Raw genomic sequence first — 22,340 nt, forward strand, 5'->3', positions numbered from 1 at the left:
TCCTCTTATTATGAATATTTTTTGAGAAATTCTAAAATTTTCTTACCTTTAAAACCTTTGGCAAGTTGGCGTAAATACCTGGCAAAAGGAAGCAATTTTGCATCCAATTTCTCTAATTCAGCGGCTTTTTGAGCAATACTTTTGATATCACCCCTCATTGCTAAATCTAGCAAAATAGCTAGCTCTTCTGCTGGTGGAGCAATAAATTTTAGCTCTTGTTGAGACTCCTGAGCGAGAATGGAAATTTGAGATTTTGGCTCAATATCTTCCTGCTGTTGCCCATTACTTCTTGCCTCTTCATAAACCCATTCCAACCCCAAGTGAACCCGTAATTTTTCTAAAACCTCCGCTACCCGCACTGGTTTGGAGAGAAAATCATCACAACCCACTCCTATACTCTGTTTTTGATCAAACTCAAAAACGCTAGCCGAGACGGCAATTATTACTACTTCCTTTAGTTCTGGTAAATTTCTCAGGCGACGAGTAGCTTCAAAGCCATCCATGACTGTCATCACTAAGTCCATAAAAATCACATCTGGCTTAAATTTTTGTGCTTTGTTCAAACCATCTAAACCATTTGTTGCTTCTATGACTTCAAATCCCAAAGGCTGTAATATATTGACCAATACAGAGCGATTTGCCAATTTATCATCTACAACTAAAACTTTGCGTTTAGCACCAACAAAGCGAATAATATTACGCTCATCGGCATTCTGAGCATGAGTTTGTTGAGCAACCTCTGGTAAATTCAAATCGACCCAAAAAATACTCCCTTTACCTAAACTACTCTTTACTTTCAGTTCACCGCCCATCATTTGCACTAATTGACGGCTAATTGCCAATCCTAATCCTGTTCCTTCTGTCTTACGACTATCCTCACCCACCTGCTGGAATGGCAGAAATATTTCTTCTAATTTATCTGGTGCAATACCAATCCCTGTATCTTCTAATTGAAAGCGAATTTTAGTAATTGGTAATTGGTTCGGTTTTTCTTCCTTTCCTATTGTCCCTTTCCTATCACCTATCACATCCACTGTGAAAGTTATACTACCTTTTTCTGTAAACTTGATGGCATTGCTAATTAAATTAATCAATATTTGGCGCAAGCGTTTTTCATCGGCTCGGACAATTCTTGGTAAGGGAGATAATACTTTGTAAACTAAAGAAATTCCTTTCTTATGGGCATTAATGCAGCACATTTGCATAAGATTATCCAAAAAAGCTGGAAAATGAAATTCTTTGGGATAAAGTTGCATTTTCCGAGCTTCAATTTTTGAGACGTCTAAAATATCGTTAATTAATGTGAGTAAGTGTTCACCACATTGATAAATAATGTTTACACCATTTATTTGCTGTTCAGTTAAATTTTTACTTTTCTGGAAAATTTGAGCATAACCCAAAATACCATTAAGCGGGGTGCGGAGTTCATGGCTCATGTTAGCCAGGAATTCACTTTTAGCACGGTTGGCGGCTTCGGCTGTTTCTTCTGCACGTTGGCGATCGCGAATTTCCTGTTGTAGTTGTAAATTTTTGGCTTCCAACTCTAGGGTTCGCTGTTGTACTTTTGCTTCTAGCGTGCGATTGGATTCCTCCAAATCATTATAAAGACGTGCATTTTCAATTGAGATTGCTGCTTGAGAAGATAACAGTTGTAAAACTTTTAATCTTTCTGGTGTAAATGCTCCAATAATCAAATTATTTTCTAAGTAAAGAATGCCAATCAGTTTACCTTGATTAATAATTGGCGTACACAATATAGATTTTGGTTGGTGATTAATGATATAGCTATCAGTTGTAAAAACTCCCTCAAGAGTCGCATCATTTAAAACAACATTTTGGTGAGTTCGATGCACATAATTAATTACAGATATTGGTAACTCCTGACTAGAATCTACAGGCATCGATTGCTGCACATTTATCTCATCTTGGTCAAATCTTCCCGCAGCTTCTACAAACAAACTTCCTGCTTTTTCTAAAATCAAAAATCCTATTTCTGCACCAGCATTTTCAATGACAATATGCATCAATTTAGTCAGCAACTTATCTAAAACAATTTCGCCAGAAAGAGCTTGCGAAGCTTTTTTAACTGCGGCTAAATCGAAACCTACGGGAATCTTTGTACTCGTAGAGTCAATTAACCAATTCTTTTCTATTTCTTGGGTTTTTCTGTCTGAGATGCGAGAGAAAATTTGAGGATATCTTGCTTCCAAATCTCCAACTTTCGCTGTTGCTCCCCAGCGAATATATCCATAGTAAGCATCAATTAGATAGGTTTGACCAACCTTTTCTCTACCAAGCTCAAAATAAAATTTTGCTGCCAGTTCATTAGCTAATGCTTCTTCTTGGATGTATCCCTGCTCCTTAGCACCAGCAATGGCTCGGTCATAATATTCCATTGCTTGCCAAGATTGACTTAATACCCGCCCTTTCTCTGCTTCCACCAAGTCATATTTATGCTGAAAATTCATCGGAGCATGGTCTGCCCATTTTTGCATTTTTTCCTGATTACTAATTACTCCATTTAAGAAATATTCTTGTTGTGAAGATGACACTAATGGATATATTGCAAGTTTTACTAAAGCATCATAGAAATAGAACACTGGTACAGCAAGAAATGCTTTCACTCCATCTAAATATTGCTCAGCTTGAACTGCATTTTCCAATGCTTGATGGTACTGTTCAAATAGATAACAAAGGATAAGTTTGTTTAAATAAAAATAGTGGAGTCCTGTTCTATCATTAGCCTTCTTAAGAAGTGGTAATGCTTTCTCCTCGTTGTACACTTTACCCAGTAAACAACAAGAATTTTCACAAGGTTCAAGCAAGTTAATAACTGACTGTTGAAAGATTTGATTCCAGCTTAAAGCGTTTTCTTGTTTAAGTTGAGCCAGGGCATTACTGGTTGTTGCCATTTCTTGTTCGAGTCTTGGCAGTTCCTGACCAATGTAATAGGAATATTGACATTTTTGCATAGCGGCATAGCCACCATATTCAAAATGTCCGTTTTCTAGTCCATAGGAGTAACCATCCTGTAAAAGTGGCAAAGTTTCTCTAACATGAACTTTGCCATGCATCGTACATGCTCCGGCTACAAAAAATACACTGGTATTTATTTCTAAGGCGTTGAAGCGTTCCACTAGGCTTAAAGCCAACTTCCCAAATTTATAAGCCGATTCAATGTCCTGAACTATACCGTTTAAAATGACCCCGTAACAAACATAGCCATAAGCCGAGAAGGGTGAATTTCCATATTTAATAGATAAATTCACCTGTTCGCATATAACTAACGGAAACAATGTAGGTGCAGCTTGATAGGTAGGAGAACCCATACTTGTCAGCATACGTATAGCTGCTAGCTTATCTACCTGTGTCATTAACGGCAGGTTAATCAAGTCTTCTATGTTTTTCCCTGCCAAATTTATTGCTGTTTGGTTCAAGATTTCCTGGATATCCAAGTCTGTTGGAGACTCAGCTAATCTTACCCCTAGTAGTTCTAGCGCCTGTAACCCAATCTTAATCGCTTGCAGCTGTTTGACTTGAGCCATGCAGGCTTGAATTTTTACCTCATAGACTTTCATTTTATCAATAGGGGTTTTTGCCTGTTGCAGGACAATAGTTGCCCATTTCTCCATCTGCTCAAAATCACCATTCAGGTAGGCTGTTTCTACTGCTGACTCATAGAGTGCCAAGGATAATTCATACTGATTCTGCCAACTATTTACAGGCAATAACTTCAAACCCAGCTTGAGATAACGGATAGCAGACTCATAAGCCGTCGCTGCTTTTGCTTTCTGACCAGCGATGAGATTAAGTTCAGCCAGTTCGTATTTTTCCGACTCTAAGGTGAGTAAGTCTGTGCCATAATTTAGCTGATTAACCAAAGCAAAAATATTTTCTTGTCGTTCTTCAATAGTAGTGTTTTGTAGTAGTAATTGACCTATTTTGAGGTGAGTTTCTTTTTTCTGTGAATCTGCAATCAGAGAATAAGCCGCTTGCTGCACTCGGTCATGTAAAAATTTATAGGCAATAATCAGTTGTTCTTGTTTATTTATTAGTATTTCGTTTTCCTCGTCAGTTACAACTAAAGGAATTTTATAGGACTGACTCAATGGCACAATCAATCCATCTTGGAGAGCTTCCCACAAATCTGTTGCTGTTTCTAATAATGATTTTTGATTAACAATACTCAGAACATCTAAGGTAAATTTATCTCCAATACAAGCAGCTAATTTTAAAATATTAATTGTTGTTGCTGACAGCTTTTGAATCTGTTTGACCATTAACTCAACAACATTATCAGTAATATTAATGTCTTGAAGCAGTTCAATATCCCATTGCCAGCAACCTTGCTCAAAATTAAATATCAACAGATTTTCCTGGTACAGAGATTTGAGTAACTGAGTTAAGAAGAAGGGATTACCCAGAGTTTTGTTAAATACTAAATCAGCCAGGGGTTTTGTCTTCAAAGTATCACTATGGAGAAGATCGCTAACCAATTGATTCACATGGTTAATATCTAAAGGTTGGAGAACAATATGGTTGACAACTGCACCAGATTTTTGAATTTCCTCCAAAGTCAACATTAATGGATGAGTTGCACTAACTTCGTTATCTCGATATGCTCCAATCAGTAAGAAATATTGGCTAGCTGGGTCATTTATAAGCAGTTGAATTAACTTTAAAGAAGCAGAATCTGCCCACTGAAGGTCATCCAAAAAGAGTACTAGCGGATGCTCTCTTTTACAAAATACATGAATGAATTGTTGAAATATCCAATTAAATCGGTTTTGGGTTTCAGTTAGTCCTAATTGAGGAACAGCTGGCTGAGAACCAATAATCCGTTCAACTTCAGGAATAACGTCAATAATTACTTGACCGTTTGCACCGACAGCTTTTAAGATTTTAATTTTCCAATCTGCTATTTTTTCAGGGCTTTCTGTTAGCAATTGCTGCATCAATTCCTGAAAGGCTTGAATCAAGGAAGCATAGGGAATATTTCGCTTAAATTGATCAAATTTACCAGAAATGAAATTACCCTGCTGACGGACAATAGTTTTATGAACTTCATTGACTAAGGAAGATTTACCAATACCTGAGTAACCACTGACTAAAATCATTTCTACCCCCCTTAATCCCCCCTTACTAAGGGGGGACATAGGTGGGTTTTCCTCCTTATTAAGGGGGGACATAGGTGGGTTTTCCTCCTTATTAAGGGGGGACATAGGGGGGTTTTCCCCCTTAATAAGGGGGGACATAGGGGGGTTTGCTACTCTTTCAAAGGCATCAATTAAGGTAGCAACTTCTGTTTCACGACCATAAAGTTTTTGCGGAATAATAAATTGGCTGTATAAATCAACCTGACCGACAGTAAAGTTTTCAATTTCACCAGTCGCTTGCAGTTTTCTCAGACATTCTTCTAAATCAGCTTTTAGTCCTAAGGCACTTTGATATCTTTGTTCAGCTGTTTTGGCTAATAGTTTCATCACAATAGCAGAAACTGCTTGGGGAATTTCTGGATTGAGTTCTTTTGGTGGTACAGGACTTTTAGCAATGTGACAATGAACTAATTCCAAAGGATCAGTAGCTGGAAAAGGCAACTGTCCTGTTAGCATTTCGTAAAAAGTAACGCCCAAAGAATAAAAATCAGTTCGGTAGTCAATCGAACGGTTCATCCTCCCAGTTTGTTCTGGTGACATGTAGGCGAGAGTGCCTTCAAGCAAATTGGGATAACTAACTACCGAACTTTCTGTTGATAGACATGATGAAATACTAAAATCTATAATTTTGACTTGACCTATATTTTGATTAATGAGAATATTTTGTGGTTTGATATCTTTATGAATAATATTATTTTTATGTAACTGAGCGAGGGTGGTAGATAATTGAATTGCAATTTGCAAAAAAACGCTGAGTCCAAAGTCTTCTTTTGTAATAAAACTTTTGAGAGACTCTCCCTGAAAATCTGATAATATTAGTGCTAGACCATTTTGATAATTTTCTAAAGCTAGGGGTTTAACAATTCCTTCTATCTCTAAAGACTGGAGTATTTTATATTCATGTCTGAATCTAGTTAATTGTTCTATGGTAGGATGTTGAGTTTTGGGAATTTTAATAATTACTGATGTTTGGTCTGACTCTCTTAAACCACGATAAACACAGGTAGTATTACCCTCATAAATAACTTGAATAATTTTGTAATCGGCAATAGTGTTATTCATTTTTTGTAGTTAATATAAGATTAATAAATGGACACATGCTTATGTTTCACATTATAAATTCTTAAGTTATATTCCTATAGAGCTTTGGGAACATCATCAATTGTTGCTCTATATCTTGGTTGAATAGTGAATTGTTTAATTGAAAGTAAAATTATTTAATTAAAATTTAACTATTCTAAAATCAATCAAAAATACTAGGGTTTCTCTTCCTCAAGAAGTTAGAGTCATTAGTATTTTTTGATTTGAGTCTGTGCTTATCTAACTAAAATTCATTGGTTTCTTTATTTCACATCTAGCTTGAAAATAAAAATTGAGGATTAACTTGACAGTCAACTCATAATCCATCTGTGTACCCTGCGGGAAGCCGCCCGTGGTGTATTTGTCAAATTTGCAAGATCTGAGCTATGCTACTTTCTATATCTGAATCTACATTTCTAAGCTTGTCGTCCACTTTCCCCTTTGACAACCGCAGCAGCGATTAGGTGTGCAAGGCGTAGTGCTTCCGGTACATGACCACAGTCTGTCAAGCGCTTCAGAACTTGAACGCTCACTTGAGGATCAGCACCACATACTTGAAAATAAAAAGGCGGATATTCGTAGATAGAGCCAGCTTGGCGTAATATTTCTAATCGTCGTTCCAGTTGTGGTAGCCGTTGCATAGCCTGCTTGATAGCATTTAAGTCTGGTTGGCGTCGCATCACAGCAATACAAGGACGTTGCAAGCGTTGTGCTAACAAGGGCAGATTTACCAAATTAAATCCCCCCAGGGAAATACCATCAAGTAGCACCACATGCAACTGGGGGAGAAACTTGCTCTCAAGTAGCAACTCACACAGGATATCTGTAGCATCCCAACCATCAGCTTCTATCTCGCCCCAAACCATACCTTCAAATCGAGTATTGGCACAGACAACCCCTGCTACTCCTACTGGATTATGAGAATGACGAATAAAGGGAGCATCATCAAAACCTATAGCACGAATAATGCGGTGATTTCGCAACAAAGCTTCTAGTTCCATTGTAGGTCTATCTGTGTGTATCGGTGTGTATCTGTAGTCGATTGTTCAACAAGATTGTAACTAGGTTGCACAAGTGAGTAATGGGCGAACACCGATGAACACGGATGAACACGGATGATTTTTATCGGTGTGTATCGGTGTGCATCTGTGTACCTTACAGAAGCCCTTCGGGTACTCTACCTTGGAGCCGCGCAAAGCGCGTCTACGATTGTTCAAAAAGTAGGATAAACAAAACTTACATACCTGGTAATTTGTATACAGAATTTACGGTTTATCCCACTGTATGTTGATATCAGCCTTTCTATAGTAAAGGTGTCTGTTGTTTATACTCAGCACACTCAGCTGAAACATCATGGTTAATACTCTTTCTGAACAAAATTTGGCTAAAACTCTTGAACAAGCTATTGTCGAAGCGATCGCACAAGCACGGGAAGCTTGTGATCTAAATGGCAGTAACTCTAGTGCTTGTGCTGTGGCTTGGGATATTGTTGAAGAGTTACAAGCGGAAAAATCTCACCGCTTACACTCAACCAAAACTCAAACCTATTTAGAAAATTATTGTCAAGACCATCCAGAAGCGGATGAGTGCCGAATTTACGATGTGTAATTTCTGGCAATGGTAAGGGTGCAGAGGTTAAAATATTACTAGTGCAACATGGCAAAGATAACTATGCAGTTAAAATCAAGTAAAAAGCCAGCTTGCACTAGTAAGGTACTGTGTAATTAAACATACTCTCTAACAAAAGCTCAAATTTGACTTCTAACAGAGCAGTACTAGCCTCAAAGCCAGGAGTCGCTCAGCTATGAAAGCACCAGGTCTTGATATCGAAAGGATTCGTGCCCAGTTTCCGGCATTGACCCAAATAATTAATAACCAACCCGTTATTTTTTTTGATGGGCCGGGAGGTACACAAGTACCTGGGTCAGTAATAGATGCGATCGCAGATTACCTGGTGAGGTCAAATGCTAATGCCCACGGGGCTTTTGCTACAAGTGCGCGGACAGATGCGCTGATTGATTCGGCCCGGACTGCGGCGGCTGATTTACTTGGATGTGACGCAACTGAAATCGTCTTTGGTGCAAACATGACTACGCTCACGTTTGCTTTAAGTCGGGCTATTGGTCGGGAAATTCAACCTGGTGATGAAATAATTGTGACACGCCTTGACCACGATGCTAATGTTTCTTCTTGGTGTGCATTAGCAGAACGTGGTGCAACTGTGCGTTTTGTGGATATCAATGTTGAAGACTGTACTCTCAACTGGAGCGAACTCGAACAACAAATTAATGATCGCACATGTTTAGTAGCAGTTGGGTACGCTTCTAATGCTGTCGGTACAATTAATGATATCGCAGCGATCGCACAGCTGGCTCATGCAGTCGGAGCGTTAGTTTTTGTCGATGCAGTCCACTACGCACCCCACGCGCCCATTGATGTGCGATCACTTGATTGTGATTTTCTTGTCTGTTCTGCCTATAAATTTTTTGGGCCTCATGTCGGGATTCTCTACGGCAAACACGAACATCTGGCCCGTTTTCAACCTTACAAAGTCCGCCCCGCTTCTGATGAAGTCCCATCTCGTTGGGAAACTGGTACGCTTAACCACGAAGGATTAGCGGGGATGGTGGCAGCAGTTAATTATTTGGCAAAAATAGGTTGTCAAGTCGCGCCTTCAAAAGAAAATCACTTGCTTTATGATCTCCTCAAAGCTGATGCTGGCAAATGGGAAACGTTTCGCTGTCCCCCCAGCCGTTCAACATCGTCATCCTTTCCAAATCGGCGTGCTGCTTTAGTAACTGCCATGAAAGCTATCCAGCATTATGAAGCAGAACTTAGTAAACACCTAATTTCTGGACTTTTGGAGATTCCTGGTCTAACTATCTACGGTATTACTGATCCAGCACGCTTTGCTTGGCGGACACCAACGGTAGCATTCCGACTAGAGGGGCAATCTCCCCAGATGGTGGCAAAAAACTTAGGCGATCGCGGTATTTTTGCCTGGCACGGCAATTTCTACGCAAGTAACTTGACTGAAAAGCTAGGAGTAGAAGCTAGTGGTGGTTTGGTGCGAGTTGGACTATTACACTACAACACGGTGGCAGAAATTCGACGGTTGCTGGAAGAGTTATGTGAGATAGCGGTGCTATCGAAATAATTTATAGTGTGACAACCTGAAGATCACTGATCGCGCTGTAAGTAAAGTTTTACTTGGCTATACGCAACTCACATCTTTTCAGATTTTTGAGCATTTTTTGTAACTGCGGATCATTTTTGGAAAATAGCATCGGCAAGCAGGATTGCTGACGCCTACAGCTGTCACAAAGCATACTACTTCACCCCCTTTTGTGGATTTTGCAGAAATTGTCTAATCCAGGAAAAGCTCAACTCTAGGGAGAGAATTTTCCCGGAATGGTAGTGTGTTTGGAGTAGTATTTTTGTCCTTCTATATCTTTACTCGGGGATCGCTAAATGTGCTTCTCAGGAGAGTTAAAAAATAGTTAAAGTTTCTTTAAGCGTTGAAATAATTTATACAAACAACTCCCCAATTTTTCAAAAAAGTCGGGGAGTTGTTTCACAGGAAGTCTCTTCCAACAACTGCTAAGGTGATTGATACTTAATTAATATTAATCATTAATTAAAAATATATTGGACATTAATAAAAAAAATTTTTTACTTTAATAATTAAGCCGTTTGACAGCACACAATCAGTAAAAATACTGTCTGCTCTTAATTCATAACAGAGAATTTTTCATGTTAAATAATCATTGGAATACGACCCTTTACGAGGGTCAACACGCATTTATTTGGCAGTACGGCGAAGATTTGCTTAACCTACTCTCTCCTCAAGTAGGCGATCGCCTACTTGGATCTTGGCTGCGGTACAGGGCAGTTAACTGACAAGATAGCAAGATTTGGGGCTGAAGTGCGGGGAATTGATCATTCTCCTGCCATGATTGAGAAAGCAAGACAAAACTATCCACACTTGCAATTTGATATTGCTGATGCTAGGGACTTTCAAGTTGAACAGCCACTAGACGCTATTTTTTCTAACGCTGTGTTGCATTGGATCAAAGAAGCAGATGCAGTGATTAATTGTATTTCCAAAGCCCTAAAACCAGGTGGCAGACTGGTAGTTGAATTTGGTAGGAAAGGAAACATCAAAGCAATTATGCAGGCGTTGCAAAATGCTTTGCTGGAATTAGGTTACAATTGTTCAGCTACAATTAATCCTTGGTATTTTCCCAGTATTAATGAGTATGCAACGCTACTAGAAAATCAAGGTCTAGAAGTAACCTATGCTACACTGTTTCACCGACCAACTCCTTTAGAAGCAGGCAGTGCAGGTATGGGCAATTGGCTACAAATGTTCTTCACCAGTCACTTTTTGAGCGAACTTTCTACTACACAACAAGCAAAAGTCATCCAAGCTGTTGAGGAACGCTTGCAGCCTACACTGTATCGAGACGGTAAGTGGTGGGCAGATTACCGTAGAATTCGTGTAGTCGCTATTAAGGCATAGCTAAGCTGGATTTTTGAGATAGTGAAGTTTTATAAATATCATGCTCTCGGTAACGATTATTTAGTAATTCATCCCCAAGATTTACCCTTTCCCCTCACACCTGTTGAAATCAAAGTAATTTGCGATCGTCATTTTGGTATTGGTGCCGATGGTATTTTGTTAGGGCCATTACCTGCAAAAACAGGAGAATTTGCACTTCGCATTTTCAATCCTGATGGTAGCGAAGCCGAGAAAAGTGGTAACGGCTTGCGTATTTTTTCCCGGTATTTATGGGATTTAAGATTAGTCAGCGAAGAATCTTTTACAATTCAAACCGTTGGTGGAATAGTGCGGTCTATAGTTAAAGATGCGGGTAAAATCGTTCAGGTTGAAATGGGGAAAGTTAGCTTTTGGAGTGATGAAATACCAGTTGCTGGCGATCGCAGAGAAGTCATAGAAGAATCAATTTGTGTTGATGACAAAACTTTTGCCTTCTGTGCTGCTACGATTGGCAATCCACACTGTGTCATTCCTTTACCAGAAATCACGCCTACCCTTGTCCAGAAATATGGATCGAAGCTAGAAATCCATCCATCATTTCCCAATCGAACCAATGTTCAGTTCATGAAAGTTCTGAATCGCAATCAAATACAAATCGAAATTTGGGAACGTGGTGCTGGCTACACCCTAGCTTCTGGTAGTAGCAGCAGCGCCGCCGCCGCAGTTGCCCATAGACTGGGTTTGTGTGATGCTGAGATTACAGTAAAAATGCCTGGTGGTTTGATTGATATCCAAATAAAAAACGACTTCACAATTTTAATGACAGGTTCCGTCACCAAAATATGTGAAGGAAAATTATCAGAAGAATTATTTATGTATTATCAGGGGAACTAAAAGCAAAAGAATTTCATCAGCGATCTCTTGTAACGGAAAGATTGAGAATTGACATGAGAAGGCAGATGGCAGGAGGCAGATGGCAGAAGGGAACCCTATTAATAAATTGAGGGGTTTGAAACAAGGACGTCTTTTTTCTTCACTCTGGGAGTCTCTAAAAAAATCCTTTTACCCTTTTCATCAATAAATAATGGTGCCTTTAAACCCTGTGACAGAGGGCAAAAATTTATTTTCAATATAACTGCCGTCTGCCTTCTGCTTAATTCTGAATTTAATTAACAAGCCTGCGTTTGGTGGACATCCACCCCATCACAGACGCAAAAGGAAAACCGCATGATGAAAAGACCTAAACTGTCTAGGTTACTTAAATTCGTTGCAGTAATGCTGATGAGTTTTTCAGTATTACTCCTGTTTTGGATCGCCTCGCCCTTACCGAAGATACTCGCTAAACCAGAAACTAAAATATTTGAACAAGTTTGGCAAACACTCAACGATAACTTTTACGATCCAAAGTTTAACGGTGTCGACTGGAAAGCGATGCGGGAAAAGTATAAATCCCAAGCTGCACAAGCTAAGTCTACCCAAGAATTTGCAGCTACCATTAATCAAATGCTTGGTGAATTGCAAACTTCTCACACCCGCTACTACACAAAAGAAGAGCCTGCTTACTATCAGATTTTAGGCATTTTTGTACCCAGAAGTGGTGAATTACAAAAACAGCTACCCAAATTCCTGCCTAAAGACAAAATAGAATACACTGGCATTGGTGTATTTACTAAAGATATTAACGGCAAAACCTTTGTCAGCAACATTCTTGATAAAAGTCCTGCTGCCGCAGCCGGGTTAAAAATTGGCGATCAAATCCTCAGTGTCGATGGTTATCCTTATCAACCCATACAATCCTTTGCAGGGAAAACAGGAGAAAAAGTCAAATTATTAATTCAGCGTTCAGCTGCATCTAGCAGTCAAACAGAAATTGCGATCGCACCCAAAAACTTCGATGCCAAGACCATGTTTATCGATGCTCAGCAAGCCAGCATCCAGACTATACAACGGGAAGGTAAAAAAGTCGGTTATATTCATATTTGGTCACACGCAGCTAACGAAGACCAACAGCAGCTGCAATCAGAAATAATTTATGGTCGCCTCAAAGATGCAGATGGATTAGTTTTAGATTTTAGAGACGGTTGGGGTGGGGGAGATGTTAATTCTCTTAACCTCTTCACTGCTGAAGCAGGGCCAACTGTTACCAGTGTTTCCCGCAATGGCAAAAAATATACTTATATATCCCAATGGAAAAAACCAGTGGCGATGGTAATCAACGAAGGAAGCAGAAGCAGCAAAGAAATTTATGCTTATGGCTTTCAGCAACACAAAATCGGCCCTGTAATTGGCACTAAGACTGCGGGAGCAGTGGTTGCTGGTCGTCCTTTTTTTATGGAGGATGGTAGCTTACTTTACGTAGCAGTTGCAGATGTATTCGTAAACGGCAATCAAAGGTTAGAAGGTAAAGGTGTTGCACCAGATATCAACATTTCCTTGCCATTAGAATACGCTCAAGGTGCAGACCCGCAAAAAGAACGAGCGATAGAAACTGTATTAGCAGCCATCAAACAAACTAGCTAAGTACAGGCTTATACCATTCGCTCTAAGTCTGATACATTTGGCGACTAGGCAGACAAGGAGGACAAGGAGAAGAATTTGTATCAAGAATTTTGTGAAATGGTATTATGTGTGATGTGGATGATCGCGCTGAAAAATTTTCTGCTTTTTGGTGCGATCGCATATCTATTCTGAACAATTCATTTTACTTTTTACCATTGCTGTGACAGTTTGGGGAATTCTTACCGTAAAAGTTGTTCCAACCCCTACTTCACTTTCTACAGAGATTTCTCCTTGATGTAGTTCTAAGCACTTTTTCACTACAGCCAGTCCTAATCCACTGCCAACAATCTTACTCACGTTATTAGCACGATGAAAAGGTTCAAATAAATGTTGCTGAAACTCTGAAGGAATTCCGATACCAAAATCTTGAACTTGGAAAATGATTGCATCTCGTTCACAACTAAGAACCAAAAAGACGGTTCCTTCTTGAGGCGAATACTTCATTGCATTTGAGAGCAAATTGCTGAGAATTGAGTACAGCAAATTTTCGTCCAATTTGGCGTGAGTACAGCTACCTTGACTAATAAATTTGATAGTATGCTGTGGTTGATTGCAAAACTGGAGATCTTCTATCAAATTGATACAAAATGCTTCTAAATCAATGAGTTCTGGATTAAATTCCAGTTTGCCTGCTTCTGCTCTAGTAAGAGTGAGAATATCCGTCAGCAATTGATTCATTGATCTAGCTGAAGATTGAATACGATGCAGATTTTTGAGCTTCTTTTCTTTTGTCCATTGCTGTTCGCTTTGAGCTAATAATTGAGCTGATCCTAAGATAATACTCAAAGGCGTACGAAACTCGTGAGAAACCATTGAGAAAAAGCGTAGTTTTAGTTCACTGAGTTCTTTTTCTTGAGCTAATGTCCGTTGAGTGGCTTCCGCTTGCTGACGCTTAACTAATTGTTGATAAAGCAAAGCATAAACACCTAACAAAATACTAAAACTTAACAAAGTGCCAAGGAATTCAATCAACATCCGATTGTGGATATTGCTTTGGGAATGTCTAACTGAGATTTGCAACAACTGTTCTTCCCTAGTTTGCATTTGGGTCAGCGTTTCCCGGATTTGACTACGGTTTTGGTTGCTACGAGTAACTACGGATGCTTGAAGAGCAAAGGTTGATTTACCCTGTTGCTGAAGCTCAATTGACTGCTTAGATAGTTCAACTCTTTGAGATATCAGGAATTTTAGCCTTTTTAGTTGTTGCTGTTGAGCAGGGTCATCAGCTAATTGTTGCTGTAACTTTTTGACTTTAGCATCTAGGCTTTGCATTGCCTGATTGTAACGCTTGAGTTCTGAGCGCTCTCCATACAGAATATAGCCTCTGCGTCCTGATTCTGCATCAGTCAGTGTCGCAAAAATATCAATCAGGCTTTTCATCGCCTCATGGGTGTGCTTCACTTTATTACCACTGTAAATTAATTGAGTAGCATTTTGGTAAGAGATAAAGCTGACAACACCCATTAATAACAAAGACAAACCAAAGCCAGAGGCTATCCATTTCCCTTCCAGCGACCATTTCATAGAAAGTAATTTAGTTAATGGTTTGGAGTTGGTTTATTATACAAAACCTTGTATCAAGGTTAAGATGTTTCCAAAGAGTCTATGATCGCTGCTGTTTTTTTAATTCACAAATGTTCTAACAATGCGGATTTTGGTAGTTGAAGATGATGTCCAGCTAGCAGAGATGCTGATGGAAGCTCTTAGTGATCGTCAATATGTGGTGGATGTAGCTCAAGATGGAGAGCAAGCATGGAATTTTGTCAATGGGTTGGAATATGACCTAGTGGTGCTAGATATTACTTTACCCAAGCTAGACGGCGTGAGTTTTTGCCAACGTTTGCGATCGCGCAATAATACATTACCTGTCCTCATGTTAACAGCACGCGACACCCTTACTGACAAAATTACCGGGTTGGATGCTGGGGCAGATGACTATATGGTCAAACCTTTTGAAATGCCAGAGTTAATGGCTCGTATTCGCGCACTGTTGCGCCGCAATAGCGCCGCAGCATCTTTCCCAAACCTCAGTTGGGGTAATCTGCATTTAAATCCCAGCACTTACGAAGTTACTTATGCTGAACAATCTCTGCACCTGACGGCAAAAGAATTTGCCCTCCTAGAATTAATGGTTTCTAGCGGTCGCCGGGTGTTAAGTCGAGCCGGAATTATTGAGCGTATCTGGTCACTGGATGACCCACCGAGTGAAGAAACTGTGAAATCTCACATCAAAACTTTACGAAACAAACTCAGAGAGGCTGGCGCTCCTGATGGTTTGATTGAGACAGTTCATGGACTAGGCTATCGCCTCAAGCAACTTTAGGAAGCTACCCGATTTCTCCCCGATATTTGCCCTTTATTTCCACAACCAATTGTTAGACTGCCACTTAAATAACTCCTTGACACCGTGCTTTCTCCAAACTGATTCAATAATTGAGTTTGGAGAATTTTAATTTTGATATCATGTCTGCTTGAAGACTTATGTTATCCGTTGGGGTAGGTAATAGACCTCTTGCACGAATATCTAAAATATCCTCCTTAGTCCCCCTTGTCAAAGTGGGAAACTATATATTAACTCCCTCCCCTTAGTAAGGGGAGGGTTGGGGTGGGGTTTTGAGGATTCATGCAAGAGGTCTAATGGTTAATGGGTAATTGGTAATTGATAATTGATGATTAAGATACTGATGATTGTTCCATGCCTAATGCCCAATGCTCAATATCCAAGCTTTATATCGTCAGAAATTAGTCGGGCATCACATGAAATACATCACCTTTAAAATGTAAGCAAAATCGCTTGCTTTCCTAATGAGTGTTCACCTGAAGTTAATATTTAACCTACCCGATTTCTACCCGCTTTTTACCCGATTTTTCAACTTCTAAAAAGTACCATTCCTAGAGAGATTATTTTGGAATCTTAGTTCAGTCTGGGGTCAACTTCTATGTCTCATTTTTCAGTAAATATTTCTAACATCGTTCTTACTACTGAGCAATATCGCAAGCTGAAAGTTTATGCAGAGGAACAGAAAATCTCGGTGCATGAAGCAATTCGCTTACTCATAGATTTTCTTCCAGAAAGCTCCAAAACTACTAAAAATTTAGATAACAAGCATCCATTTATTTTTTCCCGAAGGTTTTTGCAAACTTTTTTTGATATTCAATAATTTGAATTTTAGCGGAAATTACACAGAAAAAATCTTAAAATTTTGGCTACCTGGTTACATCTTGTTTTTATTTGCAAATCGAAATTTAACGATGAATACTCTTAACTCTTTGAGTTTAGTTAAGTCTCCAGAAATGCAAACTTCTCTACCTACTTACGCCTTAATTTCAGTTCACGGCGACCCGACGGCTGAAATTGGCAAAGAAGGAGCGGGTGGACAAAATATATATGTGCGCGAACTAGGATTGGCATTGGCAAAACGAGGATGTCAGGTTGATATTTTTACTCGACGTGAACACCCTAACCAAGAAGAAATTGTGCAACTAGCACCAGGATGTCGCACAATTCGTTTAAGTGCAGGACCAGCAAAATTCATTTCTAGAAACGAATTATTTGAGCATCTGCCAGAATTTGTGGAAGCTTGGCTGAATTTTCAACAACGAACTCATGTGAAATATGCACTAATTCACACTAATTACTGGCTTTCTGGTTGGGTAGGACTGAAACTGAAAGCAAAACTGGGGTTTTCCCAAATTCATACCTATCATTCCATAGGGGCTGTGAAATACCGTGATGTCCAAAAGCCACCACAGATTGCTTTGATTCGCCAGCATGTGGAAAAGGCTATTTTAGAGCAAACAGATTGTGTAATTGCTACTAGTCCCCAAGAAGCAGAAGATTTGCGTCAATTCATTTCGCAACACGGGCGCATCAAAGTAATTCCTTGTGGTATTAATGCTGAACATTTTAGTTCTGTGAGTCAGGAAGTTGCTCGTCAACAGTTGGGAATTGCCCCAGATTCTCGAATCATCATGTATGTAGGACGCTTTGACCCCCGCAAGGGAGTTGAAACCTTAGTCAAAGCCTGCACCAATTTGCCTAATCCATTTAAGCTCTATTTAGTTGGTGGTAGTCGTGAGCATGCAGCAGACTTTCAGGAACAACTACGCATTCAAGCCCTGGTAGAAAAACTGGGATTAGAAGCAATTACGGTTTTTACAGGACGGATATCCCAACAGATGTTACCTACTTACTATGCCGCAGGGGATATTTGCGTTGTGCCTAGTTATTACGAACCTTTTGGTTTAGTAGCGATTGAAGCAATGGCAGCAGGAACGCCCGTAATTGCTAGTGAGGTGGGGGGATTGCAACATACAGTGGTGCATGGTGAAACCGGACTGCTGGTTCCTTCGTGCAACTCCAATGCCTTAGCGATCGCAATTCGGCATCTGTTGGAAGATCCTACACTTCGGCAGCGCTATGGCAATGCTGCACGTCATTGGGTTCGATCTCGTTTCAGCACTCAGGCTGTCACTGCCCAAATTTACGAACTTTACCAATCTTTAACACTTGCGACGTTTGTCCAACAAATAATCCAAACTCAAAAGTTAACTCCGAATTTAGAAAGACAAGTCCAGACTTTGTTGAAATCAAATGCTTTGAAATCTAATGAAATTAAAGCTTTAGAAAAATTAATTGATTCCTTTTCTAATGGCACTGTGCAGTGGCTGAGTTCAAATTCATAAGCATCTAGAGGTGCTAGGCGATCGCTTGTCACAAAAATTCTTCAATTGTAGTAAAAAATAACTCGAGTTCTTCCTCCAGCTAGAGGCAAAACTTTCTGTAATGCAAGATCTTAGCCACAGGAGGATATTATGCGGCAACTAATTGTCCAAGTACCACGTGGACAGGGAAAAGAAGTTCTTGAGATTGCGAAGTCTCTTCAGGGGGTGAGCCTTGCTCAGCTTGAGGCAAAAGGTAGTGAGCAACTCATTGACTTAGTGCTGATTCATATTTCCAATCGGCAGGTAGAGGATCTGTTCGCAAAACTTGAAGACTTACCTGATGTAAACATCACGCTGCTACCAAGGGGAGTTATAACTCTGCACCCCCCAGCAGAGGAAGCACCTCAACAAGCACTAAATATAGAAGAACGCAGTCCCATAGAGATATTTCTCTCTGGCTTGCAGAGTGTTGGCTCTTGGCGGGGTTTTCTGGGGTATGCAGCAGTAGCTGGTTTTGTTGTCTGGATTGGCTTGTATACAAACACAACTTATCTGCTGGTAGCAGCAATGCTGATTGCACCATTTGCAGGCCCAGCAATGAATGTCGCAATTGCAACCGCAAGAGGCGATCGCCAACTACTCTGGCGTAGCGTACTGCGTTATTTTGCAGCATTGGCAATGACAATTGCAGTTGCAGCAGCCTTGAGTTTAATTTTGCGGCAGGATATTGCCACCAGCCTGATGATTGAAGGCAGCCAAGTTTCCTCGGTGACAGTGTTGTTACCCTTGGCAGCTGGGGCGGCCGGAGCATTAAACCTGGTACAATCCGAGCGCAGTAGTTTGGTATCTGGAGCGGCAACTGGAATGCTAGTCGCTGCTTCCTTGGCTCCGCCAGCCGGAATTGTTGGTATAGCAGGTGCTATTGGCAGATGGGATTTGGTGATTGATGCCTTATTTCTCCTGTTTCTGCAACTAGCAGGCATTAATTTAACGGCGGCGTTGTTGTTTAGGATGTTTGGTTTGTCTGCACAAGGAGTACGTTATCCACGGGGTAAACCTTGGGTGTTTCCTGTGGCGTTGGGATTCACTGTGGTAGTATTAGCTGGCTTACTAACTTGGCAGTTTGTCAATCCTCCAAATTTGCAACGCTCCTCCCTAGCTCAGAGAGCTAATGCTGAAATTCAAAAGCTAGTTAATGAAAATCGTTTGGTTGAACTGGTAGAGGCGAATGTTCGCTTTACCCGTGCCAATACTAAAGGTCAGAATACATTGCTGAGTGTAATTTATGTTCAACGTCGAGCAGGTGTGAGTGCATCCTCTGAGGAAATTCGCTCTAGTCTGACTCAAGCGATCCAAACTCATCTACTGCAACAAGGCTTTAATGTGACGCCTCTGGTTGATGTTAGCGTGCTTGAGGCTCCACAAAAAAGTGAAAGATGAGCGATGAAAGGTATAAAGATAAACTCATTGATTTTGGTATTGGTAGCAGCCCTGAGTGTGATTCTGCCTAAACAACAGCTACAGCACAAACTAGACCGCTTGCAAAAGTCGAATTTACCCTAATTCATATTTACTTGCTAGGGGTAACGTAATATTTACTTGCTAGGGGTAACGTAAACCAAAAACTTACTCCACACTGACGGTTACTATTAACACCAATTTCCCCTCCATGTGCCTTAATAATTTGTCGAGACAGATACATCTTTAAGCCAATACCTGTAGAAAAACGTGCTTGTGGCTCGTGGACATATAACTCGAATAAGCGATCGCATTCCAGTTTACTCATGTGAGTACCGTTAAATTGAACGGTACAACGAATCATGTCAGCTTCTACTTTGGCAGTAAGTAGTAGATCTAATCCCGGTGGATTGGTTTGGAGAATATAAGTAAATAAATCAACAAAAAATTTATGTAATTTTACAGAATCAGCAGTCACTAACGGTAAATCTTCAGCAACCAATGTTTTTAATTGTGACTGATTCTGCCTTAGCATTGGCTCTACACTTTTGATTACTTCTCCAATAAAAGTACGAAACTGGATAATTTCTTGGTTAAGAATAATTCCCTCTACTTCAGTTGAATGTATTTCCAGTAATGAATCAATCATTCGCAGTTGTCGATCATTACCTTGAATCATACGCTCGATAATTGAACGGGGAATGGGGATGGGGGGAGTTGAAGAGGTAGGGAGATGGGGAGACAAAGAAGAAAGATTATTTCCTTGTCCTCCAAGTCGTCCCCCTTGTCCCCAGTCCCCAGTCCCCAGTCCCCCATTTTGAAGTAAATTCTTCAGCACCATCAAATTACCCATCACCGTAGTCCGCAAATCATGAGAAACTGCATGTAAGAAGACGTTTTTGACTTGGTTAATTTCTTGCAATTCTTGCATTTTCTGCTGTAGTTGAGCAGTACGTTCTTCCACCTGTCGTTCTAGATTATTGTTGAGTTGTTCTAGTTGTTGGTAGAGTTGTACTTGCTGGATAGCAATAGCTAGTTGTTCTGCAATCTGCTGGAGTAGATCAATTTCGATTTGTTGCCAACAGCGTGGTTTAGCACAAGAGTTAGCAATTAACGCCCCAAACAATTCTTTACCTAGCATAATTGGTACAGCCAAGCTAGCTTTAGTTTGAAATTGCTGATAAAGTGCTGCTAGGTGGGAAGATACTGTGGTTTGGGTGATATCTTCAACCACACGTACCTTATCTGTCAAAAGTTTTGTTCTTAATTCTTGCAAAATAGTTTTATCTTTTTTCTTCCAATTCAGGACAGATGGATATTGCGGATTTACCGACTCGGCAATCATTTTGAATAAATCACAGCTATCATTAAGGGCAATAAATACCCTATCTGCCTGCAAAAATTCCCGAACTTCGTTGACAGTTGTTTGCAAAATTTCGTTTAAGTTAAGGGATTGACGAATTCGCATTAATGTTTTTGTCAACAAGCGATCGCGTTGAGCTGATAGGTGTAATAATTCCTCTGTTTGTTTACGCTCAGTGATATCGCGGCTAATTGCAAGTAGGCAGGGGATACCATCTAACTCAATCACTTCTGCCGCAACTTGTACTAAAATTATCTCGCCAGACTTTTTACGAAATTTAATTTCTTGGTTACGAAGAGATCCTTGAGTTTCTAACTGTTGTAATAATTTTGTGCGATCGCTTGGGTTTACCCAAATGTTCAACTCAAAAGCAGTACGCCCAAGGACTTCTGAAGGTTGATAACCACTAAGTTGAACAAAACTATCGTTAACTTCTATGTAGCGACCTTCTTTAAGTGTACTGATTGTGATTGGATCAGGACTGCAACGAAAGGCTTTAGAAAATTTTTGTGCCAAACTTTGTAAGGCAATTTCTGCTTGTTTAGGTTCTGTAAGATCGCGAACAATTGCTAAGACTTCGTTTTCACCACTTTTGACTAACCGCGCCTGATAATCTCGCACTCCCCCAGGCGTTGACAGTTGGTATTCACAAACCTGTAAAGTGTTAGTAGCCAAAGTTTTAGTGATCGCTTCTTGCTTGAGCAAAGCTACATTGGCAGGCAATATTTCCCACAATTTTTTACCGACAATCTCTTTTGTTGTATACTCGCCTTTGAAATCTAGATACTCTCCATCGCGGCTGATACAAAAAATTGTATCGGGGATAGCATTTACAATCGCCTGATAGCGCGCCTCAGCCTGAAGTAACTTTTCCTCCCTTAACTTGCGGCTTGTAATCTTCATTAGTAACCCATCCCAGGTAAACAATTAAAAAATAAAAAATTAAAAATTGGGAAATTCTATGATTTTGGTTATCTCTACAAGTAAATCTAGTTTCTCAATCTTGAACTAGAAACTAATACCAATTTAAAAAATGATTACGAAAGATGGATTAACATCAGTCCAGATACACAAAGCAATTCCCGATCCGTCTTGAAAAGTTTTGAAGTTTCCTCCAGGACATTAGTTTACCTTGAATCTAGGCTTTGCTTGTCTACGTATAGACGCAAAGCCTCTACAAACTTTTCGTAAAACCCAAAATGATATAAAACCAGCCTGTTATTTGTCTACTCTTCTACATTTCAGCGTAGATTTTCTGAGTGCGATCGGATTCACCCAAAAGGGTGAATCAGTTGTGTGAGGAGTGGGGGGAGGTGGGGAGTAAGTAATTAATGCTACTCATATAAATATGTTTAATGCTGTCTGATTTAATTTTTTTGAGAGTAAAACGTATTTTAACCCAGTGATTTTACTGAACCTTTATAATACATAAGTCATATAATGAAATATAATGCTAAAAAATTAGTAATTTGGCTTAAAAATCTTGCTTTTAAAGGATTTAATTGTTTAATAAAGTCTTTATTATTGCTGTCTGGATAGCGTTAATATAGTGTTTTTA

The 22,340-nt window shown here is 39.8% G+C and carries 12 protein-coding genes and 1 pseudogene; 9 read left to right on the forward strand and 4 right to left on the reverse strand.

The features are described from left to right. Positions 1-8: 8 nt before the first annotated feature. Both RS893_RS18295 and RS893_RS18300 read right to left on the reverse strand, forming a co-directional pair. Positions 9-6,218, reverse strand: a complete 6,210-nt coding sequence (locus tag RS893_RS18295; protein ID WP_315786554.1) for a hybrid sensor histidine kinase/response regulator — start codon at positions 6,216-6,218, stop codon at positions 9-11. Positions 6,219-6,652: 434 nt separating this feature from the next. Beyond that, positions 6,653-7,237, reverse strand: a complete 585-nt coding sequence (locus tag RS893_RS18300; RefSeq protein ID WP_315786557.1) for a DUF99 family protein — start codon at positions 7,235-7,237, stop codon at positions 6,653-6,655. A gap of 352 nt (positions 7,238-7,589) precedes the next feature. Here RS893_RS18300 and RS893_RS18305 point away from each other — a divergent pair, with 352 nt between their 5' ends. The 5 genes and pseudogenes from RS893_RS18305 (at position 7,590) to RS893_RS18325 (ending at position 13,257) form a co-directional block, all read left to right on the forward strand. Further along, complete coding sequence (locus tag RS893_RS18305; protein ID WP_016865922.1) at positions 7,590-7,844, forward strand: Calvin cycle protein CP12; 255 nt, start codon at positions 7,590-7,592, stop codon at positions 7,842-7,844. A gap of 196 nt (positions 7,845-8,040) precedes the next feature. Continuing rightward, positions 8,041-9,393, forward strand: a complete 1,353-nt coding sequence (locus RS893_RS18310; protein WP_315786563.1) for a cysteine desulfurase-like protein — start codon at positions 8,041-8,043, stop codon at positions 9,391-9,393. A 596-nt stretch (positions 9,394-9,989) separates the two neighbouring features. Beyond that, positions 9,990-10,758 (forward strand): annotated as a pseudogene (locus RS893_RS18315) (class I SAM-dependent methyltransferase). A gap of 21 nt (positions 10,759-10,779) precedes the next feature. Next, positions 10,780-11,631 carry a diaminopimelate epimerase gene (dapF, locus tag RS893_RS18320; RefSeq protein WP_315786566.1) on the forward strand — a complete coding sequence of 284 codons (852 nt, stop codon included), beginning with the start codon at positions 10,780-10,782 and terminating at the stop codon, positions 11,629-11,631. A 336-nt stretch (positions 11,632-11,967) separates the two neighbouring features. Beyond that, the gene (locus tag RS893_RS18325) at positions 11,968-13,257 is read left to right on the forward strand and encodes a S41 family peptidase (RefSeq protein ID WP_315792016.1); all 1,290 of its coding nucleotides are present in this window, start codon (positions 11,968-11,970) and stop codon (positions 13,255-13,257) included. Positions 13,258-13,419: 162 nt separating this feature from the next. On the opposite strand, the gene RS893_RS18330 is transcribed toward RS893_RS18325, so the two are convergent. Beyond that, positions 13,420-14,820 carry an ATP-binding protein gene (locus tag RS893_RS18330; protein WP_315786569.1) on the reverse strand — a complete coding sequence of 467 codons (1,401 nt, stop codon included), beginning with the start codon at positions 14,818-14,820 and terminating at the stop codon, positions 13,420-13,422. Positions 14,821-14,941: 121 nt separating this feature from the next. Between RS893_RS18330 and RS893_RS18335 the strand changes: the two genes are divergently transcribed. The 4 genes from RS893_RS18335 (at position 14,942) to RS893_RS18350 (ending at position 19,401) form a co-directional block, all read left to right on the forward strand. Next, positions 14,942-15,619 (forward strand): response regulator transcription factor, encoded by a 678-nt coding sequence (locus RS893_RS18335; RefSeq protein WP_315786572.1) that lies wholly within the window; start codon positions 14,942-14,944, stop codon positions 15,617-15,619. Positions 15,620-16,235: 616 nt separating this feature from the next. Further along, positions 16,236-16,457: a hypothetical protein gene (locus RS893_RS18340; protein WP_315786574.1), complete on the forward strand. Its 222-nt coding sequence runs from the start codon at positions 16,236-16,238 to the stop codon at positions 16,455-16,457. 133 nt (positions 16,458-16,590) lie between these two features. Further along, entirely contained in the window at positions 16,591-17,982 is a 1,392-nt protein-coding gene (locus RS893_RS18345; protein WP_315792017.1) for a glycosyltransferase, read from the forward strand. Positions 17,983-18,111: 129 nt separating this feature from the next. Further along, complete coding sequence (locus RS893_RS18350; protein ID WP_315786577.1) at positions 18,112-19,401, forward strand: DUF389 domain-containing protein; 1,290 nt, start codon at positions 18,112-18,114, stop codon at positions 19,399-19,401. Between the two features lie 130 nt (positions 19,402-19,531). On the opposite strand, the gene RS893_RS18355 is transcribed toward RS893_RS18350, so the two are convergent. After that, positions 19,532-21,685 carry a PAS domain S-box protein gene (locus tag RS893_RS18355; RefSeq protein ID WP_315786580.1) on the reverse strand — a complete coding sequence of 718 codons (2,154 nt, stop codon included), beginning with the start codon at positions 21,683-21,685 and terminating at the stop codon, positions 19,532-19,534. Between the last annotated feature and the right edge of the window lie 655 nt (positions 21,686-22,340).

Source organism: Fischerella sp. JS2, assembly GCF_032393985.1.
Lineage (GTDB): Bacteria > Cyanobacteriota > Cyanobacteriia > Cyanobacteriales > Nostocaceae > Fischerella.

Coding starts and splice junctions, on each gene's coding strand:
- RS893_RS18340 (WP_315786574.1), top strand. CDS start 16,236: ATGTCTCATTTTTCAGTAAATATTTCTAACATCGTTCTTACTACTGAG.
- RS893_RS18335 (WP_315786572.1), top strand. CDS start 14,942: ATGCGGATTTTGGTAGTTGAAGATGATGTCCAGCTAGCAGAGATGCTG.
- RS893_RS18355 (WP_315786580.1), bottom strand. CDS start 21,685: ATGAAGATTACAAGCCGCAAGTTAAGGGAGGAAAAGTTACTTCAGGCT.
- RS893_RS18325 (WP_315792016.1), top strand. CDS start 11,968: ATGAAAAGACCTAAACTGTCTAGGTTACTTAAATTCGTTGCAGTAATG.
- RS893_RS18300 (WP_315786557.1), bottom strand. CDS start 7,237: ATGGAACTAGAAGCTTTGTTGCGAAATCACCGCATTATTCGTGCTATA.
- RS893_RS18305 (WP_016865922.1), top strand. CDS start 7,590: ATGGTTAATACTCTTTCTGAACAAAATTTGGCTAAAACTCTTGAACAA.
- RS893_RS18330 (WP_315786569.1), bottom strand. CDS start 14,820: ATGAAATGGTCGCTGGAAGGGAAATGGATAGCCTCTGGCTTTGGTTTG.
- RS893_RS18345 (WP_315792017.1), top strand. CDS start 16,591: ATGCAAACTTCTCTACCTACTTACGCCTTAATTTCAGTTCACGGCGAC.
- RS893_RS18295 (WP_315786554.1), bottom strand. CDS start 6,218: ATGAATAACACTATTGCCGATTACAAAATTATTCAAGTTATTTATGAG.
- RS893_RS18310 (WP_315786563.1), top strand. CDS start 8,041: ATGAAAGCACCAGGTCTTGATATCGAAAGGATTCGTGCCCAGTTTCCG.
- RS893_RS18350 (WP_315786577.1), top strand. CDS start 18,112: ATGCGGCAACTAATTGTCCAAGTACCACGTGGACAGGGAAAAGAAGTT.